Below are 15499 nucleotides of genomic sequence, written 5' to 3'. Positions count from 1 at the left end.
TTGGGTGTTAGGTATTAGGCAAGCTCAGTTTTGTCTTTAAAGTCGCATAGATCTTCAATGATACAGCTGCCACAGCGGGGTTTTCGCGCAATACAGGTGTAGCGTCCGTGCAGTATCAGCCAGTGATGCGCATCATGCAGAAACGCTTTGGGTACATGGCGCAGCAGCTTTTGCTCTACCTCGACAACGTTTTTACCTGGTGCGATGCCGGTACGATTAGAGACTCTGAAGATATGCGTATCGACCGCCATGGTGGGCTGGCCAAACGCCGTATTAAGAATCACATTCGCCGTTTTACGGCCGACGCCGGGCAGTGCTTCTAGCGCTTCGCGAGTATTAGGCACATTGCCTGCGTGCTGATTGACGAGCATATGACAGGTTTTCATCAGATTTTCGGCTTTAGTGTTATATAAACCGATCGTTTTGATGTGGCCTTTAAGCGCATCGACCCCTAAATCAATGATCCCCTGGGGCGTGTTGGCCACCGGGTAAAGTCGCGCAGTGGCTTTGTTGACACCGACATCTGTGGATTGAGCTGATAGCAGTACGGCGGCCAGCAGCTCAAACGGTGTATGCCAATTAAGCTCAGTGGTCGGGTGTGGGTTTTCTGCCTGCAGGCGGGAAAAAATTTCATGGCGCTTTAGGGCATTCATGGATGTTCTCTTAAATGATAAAACCAAACTGCGTATTAAACCGACGCGTTGAATAATACGTGTCGATTATTTAATCGTACCTGTCACGCGTACGCGCCGCTCTGTGCGAGGAGCCACTACCGGGCTGGCTCGGGAGCGTTGGCGCAGGTCGAGAACATTTTTTAGCGCGATTAGCATCCCAGCCACGAAAAAAGCCCCCGGTGGCAGCACAAAGAATAGAAACTGATAGCCATCAGCGATAGTAAGTTGCCAGCTGCTTGCCGCCGAGCCGAATAGCAGTGTCATATCGCTAAACAGCGTTCCTTGGCCCAGCAATTCACGCAGTGCGCCCAGCTGTATCAATACGGCGCCAAAACCTAGGCCCATCATAAAGCCATCTATTGCCGCGGGCAGCACGGGTTGGCGCGAGGCAAACGCATCCGCGCGACCCAGAATGGCGCAGTTGGTGACAATCAAGGGAATAAATATCCCCAGCACTTGGTAAAGCGGGTAGGCATACGCGGCCATCAGTAGCTCTGCGCAGGTAACAAAGGCCGCAATCACCATCACGAAGGCGGGCAGGCGTACTGCGCTGGGTACCTGGTGGCGAATCAGCGAAATGGTGGTACTGGCAGCGACCATCACCATTAGTGTGGCAAGCGCTAACCCCAGGGCGTTGACGACGCTAGTGCTAACGGCAAGCAGCGGGCAAAGCCCTAGCAGCTGCACAAGTGCAGGGTTATTGGACCACAGGCCCTCGCGAGCAAGCTGATGCCATTGGCTCATGGCGCTGGATTTCATGTGCCTGGCTCCTCATTTGGAATAGCTAGCGGCGTGTCGGCGGCGTATTGCAATGCGTTGTGCACGGCATTAACCACGGCGCGAGGCGTAATGGTGGCCCCCGTAAAGGCATCAAAATGACCGCCGTCTTTATCAACCGCCCAGTCGTCGGGTCGCAGGCTGTCTAAATCCAGACCGTCAAAATCGGTAATCCAGTCACTGCGGCGACGCTCAATGTCATCGCCTAAACCCGGCGTTTCCTGATGCTGGGTAACGCGTACGCCAGTAATTCGCTGCTGTCCATCAATGCCAATTAAAAGATGAATTTCGCCATTATAACCTTGGCGTGTCACTACCGGGAAAGCCAGCGCGCTGCGGCCTTGATCGCTAATCCGCCAGCCCTGAGCACCAGAAGCTAGCCCAAGGCGTTCGGCGTTGGGGAGCGTGAAGCTACTCTCTAATACGCGCTTCATGGGCGTATTAGCCAGCGCGCTGGGCAGCACTTGTTGAAGCTGACGGTGCTGATAAGCTAACTGGTGCGTTGCTATGCGGTCGACGGTGAGTGTGCGCGTGAAAGCAACGCTACCGGCGGTTACCAGTGCAAAGGTGCCCAGTGCGATTGCGCCACGCTGCATAGCTTGGCGTGGCGTCATCGCCGACCTCCGCGCGCTGCGTGGCCCGTTGGGCGAGGCACGCTATACAGATCCAGCAGAGGTACGCAGAGATTCATTAACAGCACTGCAAAAGCAACCGCGTCGGGATAGCCACCCACGCTGCGGATTATCATGATCAGTGCGCCAATACCGGCGCCATAGATGAGTTTTCCGCGCCGGCTGGTGGCCGCAGAAACGGGGTCGGTGGCGATAAAAAATGCCCCGAATAGCGTTGCACCCGTCACCAGATGCAGTAGCGGAGAGCCAGCGTGGCTTGGATTGTTAAGGTAGAACAGCGTAGCCAGCAACATCATGCTGCTCAGCATCGCTACCGGAATGTGCCAGCTGATAATGCGCTTCACCAATAAAAGTAGGCCCCCCGCTAGCCAGGCGATAGCGATTAAACGCCAGGCGGCTAGCGTTCCTGAGGGCAGTGGCTGAGCTGCCCAGAATTCGCTGGCAAGCATCGCCTCGCTTTTATGTTTAAACGCATCCAGCGGCGTGGCGCCGCTCAAGCTATCAAGCTGGGCTGTCGGTAGCGATCCGCTAATTTGAGCCCATAAGTCGCTGGGTACAGCGCCTTGAGGGGGTGCCCACAGCGTCATATAGGTGGGAAATGACACTAGCAGCAGCGCATAGCCGACCATCGCTGGGTTAAAAGGATTGTGCCCTAATCCACCGTATAGCTGTTTGGCTACGATGATGGCTGCCACCATGCCCACGCCGATTAGCCACCAGGGGCTGGCAGGCGGCAGTGATACGCCGAGAAGAATACCTGTCAGCAGGGCGCTTGAGTCATTCAGGGTGACGCATATCGGTCGTTTACGTAGCCGCAGTATGGCCGCTTCAAACGCCATACCGAACGCTGCAGCTAGCAGCATGTTGCTCAGTACGCCAAGGCCAAAAAAATAGCTCATCGTGACGATGCCCGGTAGGGTGGCAATGATCACCCAGCGCATGATGTTCGCAGTTGATGGCCTTTTGGCTGCGGTGTTCCCACTGCCTGTCTGAGAGGCCTGCATCATGCTCATAATGATTCCTTATTCTGAGCGGGCGCGGGCGCTTCAGCGGCCTGCTGCTTGCGTGCCTGGGCCAGCTGTAAATCGGCAGCGCGAAAGTTTTCCTGCGCGGTCGCAAGCTGTATTTCGAGATCTTCAAGTGACTGTTTTGGGTCTTCCTGGGCCACCCGAGCCAAGGTTTTTTCGGCTTTTTTGACCGACGCTTTGGCTGCAGCATGAGCAATCCGCAAACCGCGTAGGTCAACTTCTCCGCTGTTAGCGGGTGCAGTCGCAGGCGGCGTTCGGCGGTTTTGTGACTGGCGGGCCTCGCGCCGGGCCTGTTTCTCAGCCTCTTCCCTAGCGATCCGCGCTTGGCGGAACTCAAAGCGGTGCTTGGCATGCTCGGCTTTCAGCGTTTCTATACGCTGATGGCGTAGGCGGTTTTTGGCATCGCGATAATCATCGACCAGCGGAATGTGGCTCGGGCAGACATAGCTACAGGCTCCGCATTCAATGCAGTCAAACAGATGATAGCGCTCCATCCTGGCATCGTCTTTGGCACGTGCGTACCAGTGCAACTGCTGTGGCAATAGCGCCACCGGGCACACGCTTTCGCACTCGCCGCAGCGAATGCAGGGCAATTCAGCCGGAGCCTGCGGCAACTCATCGAACGTTGCGGCGATTAAGCAGTTGGTGAGCTTCGTGACCGGTGTCGCTAGCGTTAGCAGCGGGGAGCCCATCATGGGGCCGCCTTGGATGACATGGCTCAGCTGTGCGCGGTTAAGGCCTACCTGCTCCAGCAGTTCCTGAATAGAGGTGCCTAGGCGCACCCAGCGATTGCCAGGGCATGTAATGGCGTCGCCTGTCAGAGTCACCACTCTGGAAATTAGTGGCTGCCCGTCGCGTACAGCTTGAAGGCAGGCTAGTAGGGTGCCGGGGTTATGACACACCACGCCTACGTCTGCGGGCAGGCCACCGCTTGGCACGTTTAGGTTGAGCAGCTTTCTAATCAGCTGTCGCTCGCCGCCGCTGGGGTAGCGGGTAGGAATGACGTTGAGTTGAACGATCAGAGGTTGGCTAAGTGGCAGCGCCTCGCGAAGCGCTTCAATGGCCTCAGGCTTGTTGTCTTCAATGCCAATGACGATATGCCTTGCACCGCATAGTTTGGCTATTAGCTGCGCGCCTTCGAGCACATCACCGGCATAGTGGCGCAGCGTGAGGTCATCGGCTGTGATGTAAGGCTCACATTCGGCGGCGTTAATCACCAGCGTATGAATCGAATGCTGTTCCATCACCCGTGCCTTAATGTGGGTGGGAAAGCCTGCGCCGCCTAATCCAACAATACCGCTGTCGTTTAAGCGCTCTAAAAGGGCAGGTGGCTCGCTAAGCTGCCAGTTCATCGCAGGCAAGCGCTGCCAGTCATCACGTCCATCGCTGTCGATGGTTATCTGGGTCGCGCTAATCTTGGCAACGACGCCGCTAATGCTGGCGTGTAGATGGCTTGAAATCATGCCTTCTTGGCGGGCGATAATGCTGCCGACCTTCACCACATCACCTTCGTTAACGCAGGGCGTGGAGGGCTGGCCGCTATGCTGGTGAAGGGGCAGTATCACCTGGCGAGGAAGCGGTGCTTCAAGCAGTGCCGATTGCTGAGAGCGACGCTTGCGCTCGGGCGGGTAAATACCGCCTGGAAAATCAAACGCGGTCGGCATGAGCATCCTCAGACAGCGCTGATCGGTCGCTGGCAATAACGTTAGATGACTGCGCCCTGAGTGGCTGCCAATCGTTGAGAGGCGTGCTGCGCGTTAGCATATCGATACAGTCAACGGGGCAAGGGTCCAAACACAGGTCGCAGCCGGTACATTCATCTTCAATCACGGTATGCATGAGCTTGGCGGCACCAATAATGGCGTCGACGGGGCAGGCTTGAATACATTTTGTGCAGCCAATGCACTCCGCTTCGCGAATAAACGCTACCTTAACTTCGCTTTGCACTTCGCCATCCAACGGTGCTGGCTCGCGACCTAACAAATCAGCCAGCGCGTGAATCGTTGCTTCGCCACCCGGGGGGCATTTGTTGAGCGCATCGCCCTGGTTTATCGCCTCGGCATAGGGGCGGCACCCAGGATAGCCGCATTGGCCACACTGGGTCTGGGGCAAGAGCGCATCAATTTGCTCAACTAACGGGTTATCTTCACGTTTGAAGCGCTCACTGGCGAGGCCTAAAAGGGCGCCAAAACCAATGCCTAGGCCCGTAAGCACCGCCACTGCGCTAACAATACTGATGACATCCAGTGTGTTAATCATTATGCGCGGCCTTCATCCCTGCACTAATCCAGAAAAGCCCATAAATGCTAATGACATAAGGCTTGCGGTAATCATCGCAATGGCGGCACCTTTAAACGGTGCCGGGATGTCTGCACCCGCTAAACGTTCGCGCATCGCGGCAAACAAAACCAAAATCAATGAGAACCCTAGCGCCGCCCCTAGCCCGTATAGCGTGGTATGAAAAAAGCTAAGGTCGCGGTTTAGCGATAGCAGCGCGACGCCTAATACCGCGCAATTAGTCGTGATAAGGGGCAGAAAAATACCCAGCACTTGATGCAAAAGCGGGCTCAGCTGGCGCACCATAATTTCGGTGAATTGAACCACCGCGGCAATGACCACAATGAAGCTGATGGTGCGCAGGTACGTTACGTCCAGCGGCACTAGTAGGCCGTGATAAACCACAAAGCTTGCTGCCGATGCCAAGGTCAATACAAACGTGGTGGCAAGCGACATTCCCATGGCCGACTCCAGTTTATTGGAGACGCCCATGAAGGGGCACAGCCCCAAAAACTGGACTAATACAAAGTTGTTAACCAGCGCAGTGCTGATCAAAATAATAAATAGCTCACTCATGATGGCGTATTGTGCGAACAAAGCTCGGCAGTTGCTAGGGGGGCGATTGAATGATTGATGAGGGGCTAGCCTATAGGTTGCTCGGCACTAACGTCGTACGAAGTGGCAGTATGAATGTTTAAAAACGTAAAAGGGCAGAGCGCACTGTCTCTGCCTTTAACATAGCGTGTTTTATATACGTTACGTGACGCGCTGGCCTGGTTCGGCTCCGTTGTCAGGCGTTAGTAAATAAATGCCTTCTTCATTAGCACTGGCGAGCACCATGCCTTCTGATAGGCCAAAGCGCATTTTGCGCGGGGCTAGGTTAGCTACCATTACCGTTAAGCGCCCTTCAAGTGCTTCTGGTGCATAGGCTGAGCGAATGCCGGAGAACACGTTGCGCGTTTCGCCGCCTAAGTCGAGCGTCAGCTGCAGCAGTTTATCAGCGCCTTCGACATACTGAGCTTTAACGATGCGCGCGATGCGCAGGTCAACCTTGGCAAAGGTTTCAAAGTCAATTTCGGCAGCGATTGGGTCTTTTGCCAACGGACCTTTCGGCGCTTCTTTGAGTTTTTGCTCTTCCACAAGATCTTCCTTCGACGCTTCAATCATCGCATCGATTTTGTCGCGCTCAACGCGGGTCATTAGGGGTTTAAACTTATTGATCGAATGGCTGGTCAGTATGCGTTGACGGCTGTGCCAGTCTAACGAGTCAACGTTAAGGAACGCGCGCGCTTGTTCAGCCATAGCTGGGATGACCGGGGCAAGGTAAACCATTAGCTGGCGGAACAGGTTAATGCCTACCGAGCAAATCTCAAGCACGTCGGCTTCGCGACCCTCTTGCTTAGCCAGTGCCCAGGGCTCTTTTTCAGCGATATAAGTGTTCGCTTCATCCGCCAATTCCATAATGTGGCGCATGGCCCGGCTAAATTCACGCGCTTCAAAGTCTTGGGCGATCTCGTCACCGGCCGCAATAAAACGGGCGACCATTTGAGGTTCGGCGCAGTGCTCCGCTAGCTGCCCGCCGCCGAGCTTTTTCACAAAACCGGCGCAGCGACTGGCGATATTGACCACCTTGCCAACTAGGTCTGAATTTACCCGTGCGGCAAAATCATCCAAGTTTAAATCTAGGTCATCCACTTTGGACGTCAGCTTGGCAGCAAAGTAATAGCGCAGGTACTCAGGGTTTAGATGGTCCGCATAGGTGGCTGCCTTGATAAAGGTGCCGCGAGATTTTGACATCTTGGCACCATCAACGGTTAGGAAACCGTGGCAGTTGACGGCAGTGGGCGTGCGCAGGTCTGCACCATGCAGCATGGCCGGCCAGAATAGAGCGTGAAAGTAGACAATATCTTTGCCGATAAAATGATAGACCTCGGCCTCAGAGCCTTTCTTCCAGTAGCTGTCGAAATCAATGCCTTCTCGGTCGCACAGATTCTTAAAGCTCGCCAGGTAGCCAATCGGCGCATCTAGCCACACATAGAAGTATTTGCCCGGCGCGTCGGGAATCTCAAAACCGAAATAGGGAGCGTCGCGGGAAATATCCCACTCGTTAAAGCCAGACTCAAACCATTCCATGAGCTTATTGCGAATTTGCGGCTGCACGTGGCCATCATCAATCCAGCGCTGTAAGAAATCCGCAAAGTCGGGCAGCTTAAAGAAATAGTGTGTCGAGGTGCGTACTTCGGGCGTTGCGCCGGAAATAGCCGAGACCGGATTAATCAAGTCCGCGGGAGTGTACGTTGCGCCACACTTCTCACAATTGTCGCCGTACTGGTCGTCAGAAGCGCATTTAGGGCAGGTGCCTTTGATAAAGCGGTCGGCGAGAAACAGTCCTTTTTGCGGGTCAAACATCTGCTCTATATCGCGCGTAGCAATATGGCCTTTATCGCGCAGGCGCTTATAAATCATTTCGCTGAAGTGACGGTTTTCAGAGGAGTGTGTGGAATGATAGTTGTCGAACCCAACCCCAAAGCGCGCGAAGTCCGTTTGATGATCCTGTGAAACGCGCTCGATCAGCGCTTCAGGCGAAATGCCTTCCTGCTCAGCACGCAGCATAATAGCGGTGCCATGAGCATCATCTGCACACACGTAGTAGCACTGTTGGCCACGGCTTTTCTGGAAACGTACCCAGATATCAGTCTGGATATACTCAAGTAAGTGACCGAGGTGAATGGCTCCATTGGCATAAGGGAGCGCGCTAGTCACCAAAATATTGCGCGTGGCGGTGTTAGACATGGTGAAGATTAGTTCCGAGTGGATAAGAGTGCGGGTGAGGCGGGAACAAACAAGGCGGCGAAGTCGCTAAACACTTCGCCGATGGCGCTGTCGTGAGTAGCGCTTAATACAGCGCCTGCTCTTCTTGGACCACTTCGCGCAGTAGCTCTAAAAAGAGTTTGTCGGCGTCAGAGTGCTCAGCGGGATCTTCTGGAATATGCACACTGGTGGTGTCAGAGATTTCGTTGGCGATACGCACCATCGCCGCAGGGCTGTTGCCCTCGGTTAGCTGCTGACGCGCAATGGCCAATGATTGCTCGAGAATTTTTGGGTCTTCCAGCAACTTGCGAATGAAACCACGTAGCTCGTTGATGACACGTGTTTTCTGAATTTCTGAACCGGACATGGGTGTCTCCTTAAGATCGCGATCAGCATTAACACCAAGCGAGACCAATCAATATTCTGACCATAGCATTTTTTCAGCTAACGGGCATGACTTGTCTGCTATAAGCGGCCTTACCTTAAAGCGTCAAACGGCCCGCTTTATGCTTAACAGGGTTTGCGTACTGAGCAAGCCAGTAAGGGCGCAGCGGCGCCGGAACCTCGGCTAGTCGAGCATTAAAGCGTTCCCTATCTTGTCGAGTGATGGCCTTGCGTGCCACTAGCTCAGGCGCTTCACCAAGTGCTTCTAAGGCTAGGTAATGGCTTGGGAAAAGCCGATACCCGCCGATAACTTGGCGATCAATTTCGGCGGCTACTTCATCCGGCGTTGCCATGTCCGAGCCAACCGGGCTGCCAAAATGCAGCCTTACGCGGCCTTTAGAGCCTGTGATGCCGGCCACAATAGAGCGAATATCTTCAAATTCACCCTTAGCGTAGCTGCCCTGAGTGTCCACATCATGCAGCTCCTGGGCCTTTTGCACATCGCAAGGATCATACTCATAGCTAATCGATACGGGTACCAATTTTAGCTCGGCGATGGCTTCACCAAAGACCATGTCGCGTTCTGAAAGGCGCTTGGCCATGATGAGCATTTTGATTATGGCCGGCTCGGTGTGGTCGATGCCGTTCTTGGCACGGCCTTCACGCTGCGCCATCCAAATGGAGTGCTGATCTTCGGTAATGGTGTGGCGAATATAGGCTGAAAGCTGCTGATAGGCCGCCAGCATTGCTCGCTTGCCCCGCGCGCTGCGCGGAACAATGAAGCTTTTGTTGAGCCGCATCAGATCGGTGACATAGGGCTTTTTAAGCAAATTGTCGCCAATCGCTATGCGTACCGTGTCGCGATTGGCCTGGTACAGCGCGTAGTTAACAAAAGCCGGGTCTAGGGAAATATCACGGTGATTACCAATAAAGAGGTACGCGCCGTTAGGGTCGAGTTTATCAAGCCCGGTGACTTCAAACGCATCCGTGGTGGTGCGAATCATGCGCTCCATATAATGCGCAATGCGCATTTGAAACTCATAAACGCTCGATACGTCTTTGACTTCACGGCGCACTGCACGGCTAGCAAACGTACGTGCAATCGAAGGGGCCCAGCGCGCTAGGCGAGGCAGCCGAAAACGCGTCAGCGCATCCAGCAGCTCGTTATCGCGGGAGAGCCTGGCAAGCACATCGGCCACTTCATTATCCATAAAGGGCCGAATATCGGTCCATGGATCTGCCGTGTTAGAGACGTTGGTAGCGTTATTGTGTTGAGTCATGCGAACCGTTAGCTGATAAATAAAAAGTGTCGACGAATAGTATCGAGGCGAAGGAATGCGCTATCCCTGCGGAGAACTGAATCCCTATGGAGAACTGAGAGCCCATTACTGAGCCGCAGGTTCCCGCTGTGTCTCGCCGCCTAACCATTCTATTAAGCGAGGAATGTCTTCAGACAATGCTTGCGCCATTAAAATAAAGTCCGTTTCCAGGCGAGCAAGGGCGTCATCGCCGTCGTCAGCATGGTCGGCTTCTTCAATGAGCGCATCGCCAAACCGCAATGATTTCAACGCAAGATCGTCATGCAGCACAAAGCTTAAGCGTCCTTCCAGGCTAATGGCGAGCTTGCTAGCTTGGCGGCCGCTTTCAAGCAGTTGCTGAATTTCATCGCTATCAAGATCGACTTGCCGGGCCCGGAGCACGCCATCATCGCCTTTTGCTTTGAGCTCTACCTGATCGCCTAGCTGCAGATCGGCAGGGCGGCTGGCGGCGTCGCCTAGCCACGTCGTCATCGCACGGATAGGAAGCGTCTGCGAGCTGAGCGGCGTGACTTTCAAGCTACCTAACGTTTCTCGCAGCAAATCCAGGATATCCTCGGCGCGGGTGCGCGAGCTGGCATTGATGCCAATCAGCTGGCCGCGGGTATCCCACCAGAGATCAATTTTCTGGCTACGAACAAACGCGCGGGGCAGCAGGTCTTCGGTTACTTGCTCTTTGAAGGCGGTCTTTTCTTTGCGAGTCACTTTGCGGCCTTCACTGGCCTCGATGTCTGCTACCAACTCGTCAACTTCTTCTTTTACGACAGATGCAGGCAGTAGGCGCTCTTGGCGCAGAGCTGAAAGCAGGCGATGCCCTTGGATTTCATGTACAAGCTGCCCGCTACCCAGACGTCCTGCTGGCGCTGTCCAGCCAAGTCGGCGCGCATCGGCGTTGCCCAGTGGTTTGGCGGAATGCTCATCTAAAGCGCTAGCGAGCGCATCGATGCTCAATTCAGGCGCGTCGTGCAGGCGGTATATATGCAAGTGCTTAAACCACATGAGGCCAATCCTGTTCAAAAGGTGGCACATTATGGCGAAAGAGTGGCATTCCTACCAGTACGCTACCGGCAATCCACATTGTTGCATCTGTTTCAAACTTGTGTTTGATTGACTTTTTGCATATCTAGCTTTCTTAACAGCTAGTTTTTGAACAGCTAAAGAGAGAGAAATGGCTATGACAGCATCGTTGTCGCGAGTTCAGCTGCGCGTGCGGGGATATCATCTGGATGGCTATGGCCATGTTAACAACGCCCGCTACCTAGAGTTTATGGAGGAGGGGCGCTGGGATTTTTTTGATCAATATCCCGAAATGATTCAAACGCTTCATAAGGCAGGGAGGGCGTTTGTTGTCGTCAATTTGAATATTGATTATCTCGCCGCGGCACGCCATGGTGATGACTTGGAAATTCTTACCGGTATTGTCCACGTTGGGGAGCGTAGTGGGCTATGCCACCACCGTATTATCCGTAAGGACGGTACGCTGATCGCCCAAGCGGATTTAACGTTTGTGCTATTGGAGCTAAAGGCTAATAAAGCCGCCGCTATTGAGGGTGATGTGCGTGAAACGCTGAGCGCATTAACGATCACAAAAGAGGCATTTAGCCTCTAAAAGGCTTTGCTGGGCTCTCTGGCTGCCCTTGGTGCTTTTGCGGTGGTATGATGGGGAATATTTGCGCGCCCAGATGCTGTGCCTTCATGGGCGGTATTTTTAAGCGCTTTCAACTCTCGCAGTGCCAAGGATCTGACTTTCATGGGTGACATCGCCAGAGAAATCTTGCCCGTCAATATTGAAGACGAGCTCAAACAGTCGTATCTCGACTATGCGATGAGTGTCATTATCGGTCGCGCGTTACCCGACGTACGTGACGGCCTGAAACCGGTTCACCGGCGTGTGCTGTTTGCCATGCATGAGCTAGGTAATGAGTGGAATAAACCGTATAAGAAGTCGGCGCGTGTCGTTGGCGATGTTATCGGTAAATACCACCCGCACGGTGATAGCGCGGTTTATGACACCATCGTTCGTATGGCTCAGCACTTTTCAATGCGTCATGTGCTGGTCGACGGTCAGGGTAACTTCGGTTCTATTGATGGGGATAACGCGGCTGCAATGCGTTATACCGAAGTGCGTATGTCGCGCCTTGCCCATGAACTACTGGCTGATCTTGAAAAAGATACCGTTGATTGGGTAGATAACTACGATGGCACCGAGCGTATCCCCGCCGTGCTGCCCACCAAAGTACCTAATCTGCTGATCAACGGCTCGTCTGGTATCGCTGTAGGCATGGCGACCAATATTCCACCGCATAACATGCGTGAAGTGATCGCCGGCTGTTTGGCGCTCATTGATGACTACACGCTGTCGGTGGATGACCTGATGGAGTACATCCCTGGTCCTGATTTCCCCACCGGCGCGATTATCAATGGCCGTGCGGGCATTTTGTCTGCGTACCGTACTGGCCGCGGGCGCATTTACGTGCGCGCCTGCCATACGATTGAGCATCACGATAAAACCGGTCGCGACCACATTATCATCACCGAGTTGCCGTATCAGGTGAACAAGGCGCGGTTGATTGAAAAAATCGCCGAGCTGGTGAAAGAGAAAAAAATTGAAGGCATCGCTGAGCTGCGCGATGAATCGGATAAAGACGGCCTGCGCGTGGTGATTGAAATCAAGCGCGGCGAGTCCGGCGAAGTAGTGGTCAATAACCTGTTCGCCCAGACGCAGTTACAAAACGTGTTCGGGATTAACATGGTGGCGCTTGAAAACGGCCAGCCGCGCACGCTGAATCTCAAAGAGATGCTTGAAGCCTTTATTCGCCACCGCCGCGAAGTGGTGACTCGGCGTACGCTTTATGAATTGAAAAAAGCGCGTGAGCGTGGCCATCTGCTTGAAGGTTTGGCTGTCGCTATCTCTAATATTGATGAAGTAATTGAGCTGATTAAGGCCTCGACCAACGCTGCAGAAGCGCGTGAAAAGCTGCTGGCTAAAACCTGGCCGCCTGGCCAGGTAACCGCGATGCTTGAGCGGGCGGGCGCTACGTCATGCAAGCCAGAAGAGCTAGACGAAGGGTTCGGCTTAAACACGGCAGCCACGTCGTATCGTCTGTCGCCTGCCCAGGCCCAGGCCATCCTTGAGCTGCGCCTGCATCGTTTGACGGGTCTTGAGACAGAGAAACTCCTTGATGAGTACCTGTCTATTCTGTCGAAAATTGCTGAGCTGACCGAGATTTTGGCCTCGGCAGATCGCTTGATGGAAGTTATTCGTGAAGAGCTGCACGCCGTACGTGATCAGTTTGCTGACGACCGTCGGACTGAAATTCAAGCCAGTCATCTAGATCTTTCGATTGAAGATTTGATTGCCGAAGAGGACATGGTGGTCACCGTGTCGCGCTCTGGCTATGCCAAGACGCAGCCGCTGTCTGATTATCAGGCGCAGCGTCGTGGTGGTCGCGGTAAGTCCGCAACGGCGATGAAAGATGAAGATGTCATCGAGCACCTGCTGGTGGCATCGACGCACGATACGGTGCTGCTGTTCTCTAACCGCGGCAAAGTGTACTGGCTTAAAGTGTATGAAATGCCGAACGCTAGCCGTGGTTCACGCGGTAAACCGCTGGTGAACATGCTGCCGCTAGAAGAAGGCGAGGCGGTAAACGCTATTCTGCCGGTGCGTGATTACGATCCCGAGCACTATATTTTCTTCGCGACGGCCAAAGGTACCGTGAAGCGCACGAGCCTTGAGCAGTTCTCACGTCCGCGCAGCGTCGGTCTTATTGCGATTGATCTGGAAGAAGGTGACCGCCTCGTCGGTGCGGCAATTACCACGGGTGATGACCATGCCATGCTGTTGTCGTCTAATGGCAAGGCTATTCGCTTTGAAGAGGGCAATGCCCGCGCTATGGGTCGTACCGCCCGTGGTGTGCGCGGCATGCGCTTGGCGGGTGATGCAGAAGTCATCAGCCTGATTATTCCGAAGAGTCAGCAGATTGATGCTGAAGCAGATGCCGAAGGCGAAGCGCAAGACGCTTCAGTTGAGAGTGCTGCGGCCGAAACCGCCGACGGTCAGATCTATATCATGACCGCCAGTGAAAACGGCTACGGCAAGCGTACGCGCCTTGAAGAGTTTCCGCTGCGTGGCCGCGGTGGTCAGGGTGTTATCGCCATGCAAACCAGCGAGCGTAATGGAGCGCTGGTGGCAGCGATGCAGGTTTATGACAGCGATGAAATGATGCTGATCACAGACCGTGGAACGCTAGTGCGTACCCGCGTAGAAGAAGTTTCTACCACGTCGCGTAATACCCAGGGCGTGATGCTGATTCGCCTGGGTAAAGAAGAGAAGCTGGTCAAGACAGTCCGCGTTGATGAGCCGGAAGAAATCGGTGAGCCGGAAGAAGCTGATGAGCTTGGTGCTCTTGTCGAAGGCGGTCTTGAACAAAACGGCCTTGAGCGTGCCGAGGCAGGCGAATCATCCGATGATGCACAGGAAACGGGGACTGATGACACGTCATTATAATTTCTGCGCAGGGCCCGCGGCCCTGCCAGTAGCCGTGCTTGAACGGGCGCGTGAAGAGCTGCTGGATTACCAAGGTCGTGGCCTTTCTGTTATGGAAATGAGCCACCGCAGCGATGAGTTTATTGCCATTGCAGAGCGTGCTGAGGCCGATTTTCGTCAGCTGCTGAACGTGCCCGATAACTATAAAGTACTGTTTTTGCAAGGTGGCGCTAGCATGCAGTTTGCCATGCTGCCGATGAACTTGCTGGGTCAGGGCGGTAGCGCCAACTTTATTCAGACGGGTATCTGGGGCAAAAAAGCGCTTTCTGAGGCTAAGCGCCTTGGCTTTGACTGCCATGTGTCGGCCAGCAGTGAGCCCAATGGCCATACCGCGGTGCCCGCACGTGATAGCATCAAACTGAGTGGCGACGCTGGCTATCTGCATTACACCTCTAACGAAACAATTGGTGGCCTGGAGTTTGACTATACGCCTGACACGCAGCGGGCTGATGGTTGTCATGTGCCATTGGTCTGCGATATGTCGTCGAATATTCTTTCGGGGCCCATCGACGTTAGCGAGTTTGGCGTTATCTATGCCGGGGCACAGAAAAATATTGGTCCTGCCGGATTAACGCTCGCGGTCGTTCGTGACGATCTGTTAGGCCAGGCGCAGGCGAATATTCCCTCTCTGTTTGACTATAAAATGCTGGCTGAAGCAGGGTCGATGGTGAATACCCCGCCGACCTACGCATGGTACTTGGCCGGTTTAGTCTTTCAGTGGCTTAAAGATGATGTTGGCGGTTTGGCCGCTATGGACGCTATTAACCAGCGTAAAGCCGACAAACTGTATGCTGCGATTGACGCCAGCGATTTTTATAGCAATCCCATTGCTAAGGTCAACCGTTCGCGGATGAACGTGCCTTTTGTATTGGCCGATGCGGCGCTGGATAAAACATTCTTACAACAAGCCGATACCGCAGGTCTGCTGAATTTAAAAGGCCACCGTAGCGTCGGTGGTATGCGTGCCAGCCTGTATAACGCGGTGCCTGAATCTGCGGTAGATGCATTAACTGCATTTATGGCTGATTTTGAACAAACAAGGGGCTAAATC

At 54.1% G+C, this 15499-nt stretch carries 14 protein-coding genes; 3 read left to right on the top strand and 11 right to left on the bottom strand.

Annotation, left to right across the window (positions count from 1 at the left end; all coding sequences use genetic code 11):
• Positions 1 to 14 precede the first annotated feature (14 nt).
• The 11 genes from nth to CIK78_RS11695 all read right to left on the bottom strand — a co-directional run bounded on the left by nth (position 15) and on the right by CIK78_RS11695 (position 10898).
• Entirely contained in the window at positions 15 to 653 is a 639-nt protein-coding gene (nth, locus tag CIK78_RS11745; RefSeq protein WP_096280236.1) for an endonuclease III, read from the bottom strand.
• Positions 654 to 719: 66 nt separating this feature from the next.
• The gene (locus CIK78_RS11740) at positions 720 to 1418 is read right to left on the bottom strand and encodes an electron transport complex subunit E (protein ID WP_096282365.1); all 699 of its coding nucleotides are present in this window, start codon (positions 1416 to 1418) and stop codon (positions 720 to 722) included.
• 11 nt (positions 1419 to 1429) lie between these two features.
• Entirely contained in the window at positions 1430 to 2065 is a 636-nt protein-coding gene (gene rsxG, locus CIK78_RS11735; RefSeq protein WP_096280234.1) for an electron transport complex subunit RsxG, read from the bottom strand.
• Positions 2062 to 3096, bottom strand: coding sequence for an RnfABCDGE type electron transport complex subunit D (locus CIK78_RS11730; RefSeq protein ID WP_096280232.1), 1035 nt, complete (start codon positions 3094 to 3096; stop codon positions 2062 to 2064). The genes rsxG and CIK78_RS11730 overlap by 4 nt, the downstream gene beginning before the upstream one ends.
• Positions 3093 to 4775, bottom strand: coding sequence for an electron transport complex subunit RsxC (rsxC, locus tag CIK78_RS11725; protein ID WP_096280230.1), 1683 nt, complete (start codon positions 4773 to 4775; stop codon positions 3093 to 3095). Before rsxC ends, CIK78_RS11730 begins: the two co-directional genes overlap by 4 nt.
• Positions 4759 to 5370, bottom strand: coding sequence for an electron transport complex subunit RsxB (gene rsxB, locus CIK78_RS11720; RefSeq protein ID WP_096280228.1), 612 nt, complete (start codon positions 5368 to 5370; stop codon positions 4759 to 4761). Before rsxB ends, rsxC begins: the two co-directional genes overlap by 17 nt.
• A gap of 12 nt (positions 5371 to 5382) precedes the next feature.
• A complete protein-coding gene (gene rsxA, locus CIK78_RS11715) occupies positions 5383 to 5964 on the bottom strand; it encodes an electron transport complex subunit RsxA (protein ID WP_096280226.1) in 582 nt (193 codons plus the stop codon).
• A gap of 180 nt (positions 5965 to 6144) precedes the next feature.
• Positions 6145 to 8181 (bottom strand): methionine--tRNA ligase, encoded by a 2037-nt coding sequence (gene metG, locus CIK78_RS11710; protein WP_096280224.1) that lies wholly within the window; start codon positions 8179 to 8181, stop codon positions 6145 to 6147.
• A gap of 103 nt (positions 8182 to 8284) precedes the next feature.
• Complete coding sequence (locus CIK78_RS11705) at positions 8285 to 8566, bottom strand: hypothetical protein (protein ID WP_096280222.1); 282 nt, start codon at positions 8564 to 8566, stop codon at positions 8285 to 8287.
• Positions 8567 to 8681: 115 nt separating this feature from the next.
• On the bottom strand, positions 8682 to 9863 hold the full coding sequence (locus tag CIK78_RS11700; protein WP_096280220.1) for a 1-acyl-sn-glycerol-3-phosphate acyltransferase: 1182 nt from the start codon (positions 9861 to 9863) through the stop codon (positions 8682 to 8684).
• A gap of 105 nt (positions 9864 to 9968) precedes the next feature.
• A complete protein-coding gene (locus CIK78_RS11695) occupies positions 9969 to 10898 on the bottom strand; it encodes a recombination-associated protein RdgC (RefSeq protein ID WP_096280217.1) in 930 nt (309 codons plus the stop codon).
• A gap of 175 nt (positions 10899 to 11073) precedes the next feature.
• Here CIK78_RS11695 and CIK78_RS11690 point away from each other — a divergent pair, with 175 nt between their 5' ends.
• The 3 genes from CIK78_RS11690 to serC all read left to right on the top strand — a co-directional run bounded on the left by CIK78_RS11690 (position 11074) and on the right by serC (position 15496).
• Positions 11074 to 11508, top strand: coding sequence for a thioesterase family protein (locus tag CIK78_RS11690; RefSeq protein ID WP_096282364.1), 435 nt, complete (start codon positions 11074 to 11076; stop codon positions 11506 to 11508).
• Positions 11509 to 11649: 141 nt separating this feature from the next.
• On the top strand, positions 11650 to 14409 hold the full coding sequence (gyrA, locus tag CIK78_RS11685; protein ID WP_096280215.1) for a DNA gyrase subunit A: 2760 nt from the start codon (positions 11650 to 11652) through the stop codon (positions 14407 to 14409).
• Positions 14393 to 15496 (top strand): 3-phosphoserine/phosphohydroxythreonine transaminase, encoded by a 1104-nt coding sequence (gene serC / locus CIK78_RS11680; RefSeq protein WP_096280213.1) that lies wholly within the window; start codon positions 14393 to 14395, stop codon positions 15494 to 15496. The genes gyrA and serC overlap by 17 nt, the downstream gene beginning before the upstream one ends.
• Positions 15497 to 15499 lie beyond the last annotated feature (3 nt).

It is taken from the genome of Halomonas sp. JB37 (assembly GCF_002332255.1).
Classification (GTDB): Bacteria; Pseudomonadota; Gammaproteobacteria; order Pseudomonadales; family Halomonadaceae; genus Vreelandella; species Vreelandella casei.
Note: the sequence above shows the minus strand (reverse complement) of the source record. Positions and strands in the feature narration are given on the sequence as shown.

What these genes read in the sequence shown, in the direction of transcription:
- CIK78_RS11700 (WP_096280220.1), bottom strand. Translation starts at nt 9,863, where the DNA reads ATGACTCAACACAATAACGCTACCAACGTCTCTAACACGGCAGATCCA.
- CIK78_RS11695 (WP_096280217.1), bottom strand. Translation starts at nt 10,898, where the DNA reads ATGTGGTTTAAGCACTTGCATATATACCGCCTGCACGACGCGCCTGAA.
- rsxA (WP_096280226.1), bottom strand. Translation starts at nt 5,964, where the DNA reads ATGAGTGAGCTATTTATTATTTTGATCAGCACTGCGCTGGTTAACAAC.
- CIK78_RS11730 (WP_096280232.1), bottom strand. Translation starts at nt 3,096, where the DNA reads ATGAGCATGATGCAGGCCTCTCAGACAGGCAGTGGGAACACCGCAGCC.
- serC (WP_096280213.1), top strand. Translation starts at nt 14,393, where the DNA reads ATGACACGTCATTATAATTTCTGCGCAGGGCCCGCGGCCCTGCCAGTA.
- rsxB (WP_096280228.1), bottom strand. Translation starts at nt 5,370, where the DNA reads ATGATTAACACACTGGATGTCATCAGTATTGTTAGCGCAGTGGCGGTG.
- CIK78_RS11705 (WP_096280222.1), bottom strand. Translation starts at nt 8,566, where the DNA reads ATGTCCGGTTCAGAAATTCAGAAAACACGTGTCATCAACGAGCTACGT.
- CIK78_RS11740 (WP_096282365.1), bottom strand. Translation starts at nt 1,418, where the DNA reads ATGAGCCAATGGCATCAGCTTGCTCGCGAGGGCCTGTGGTCCAATAAC.
- metG (WP_096280224.1), bottom strand. Translation starts at nt 8,181, where the DNA reads ATGTCTAACACCGCCACGCGCAATATTTTGGTGACTAGCGCGCTCCCT.
- nth (WP_096280236.1), bottom strand. Translation starts at nt 653, where the DNA reads ATGAATGCCCTAAAGCGCCATGAAATTTTTTCCCGCCTGCAGGCAGAA.
- gyrA (WP_096280215.1), top strand. Translation starts at nt 11,650, where the DNA reads ATGGGTGACATCGCCAGAGAAATCTTGCCCGTCAATATTGAAGACGAG.
- CIK78_RS11690 (WP_096282364.1), top strand. Translation starts at nt 11,074, where the DNA reads ATGACAGCATCGTTGTCGCGAGTTCAGCTGCGCGTGCGGGGATATCAT.
- rsxG (WP_096280234.1), bottom strand. Translation starts at nt 2,065, where the DNA reads ATGACGCCACGCCAAGCTATGCAGCGTGGCGCAATCGCACTGGGCACC.
- rsxC (WP_096280230.1), bottom strand. Translation starts at nt 4,775, where the DNA reads ATGCCGACCGCGTTTGATTTTCCAGGCGGTATTTACCCGCCCGAGCGC.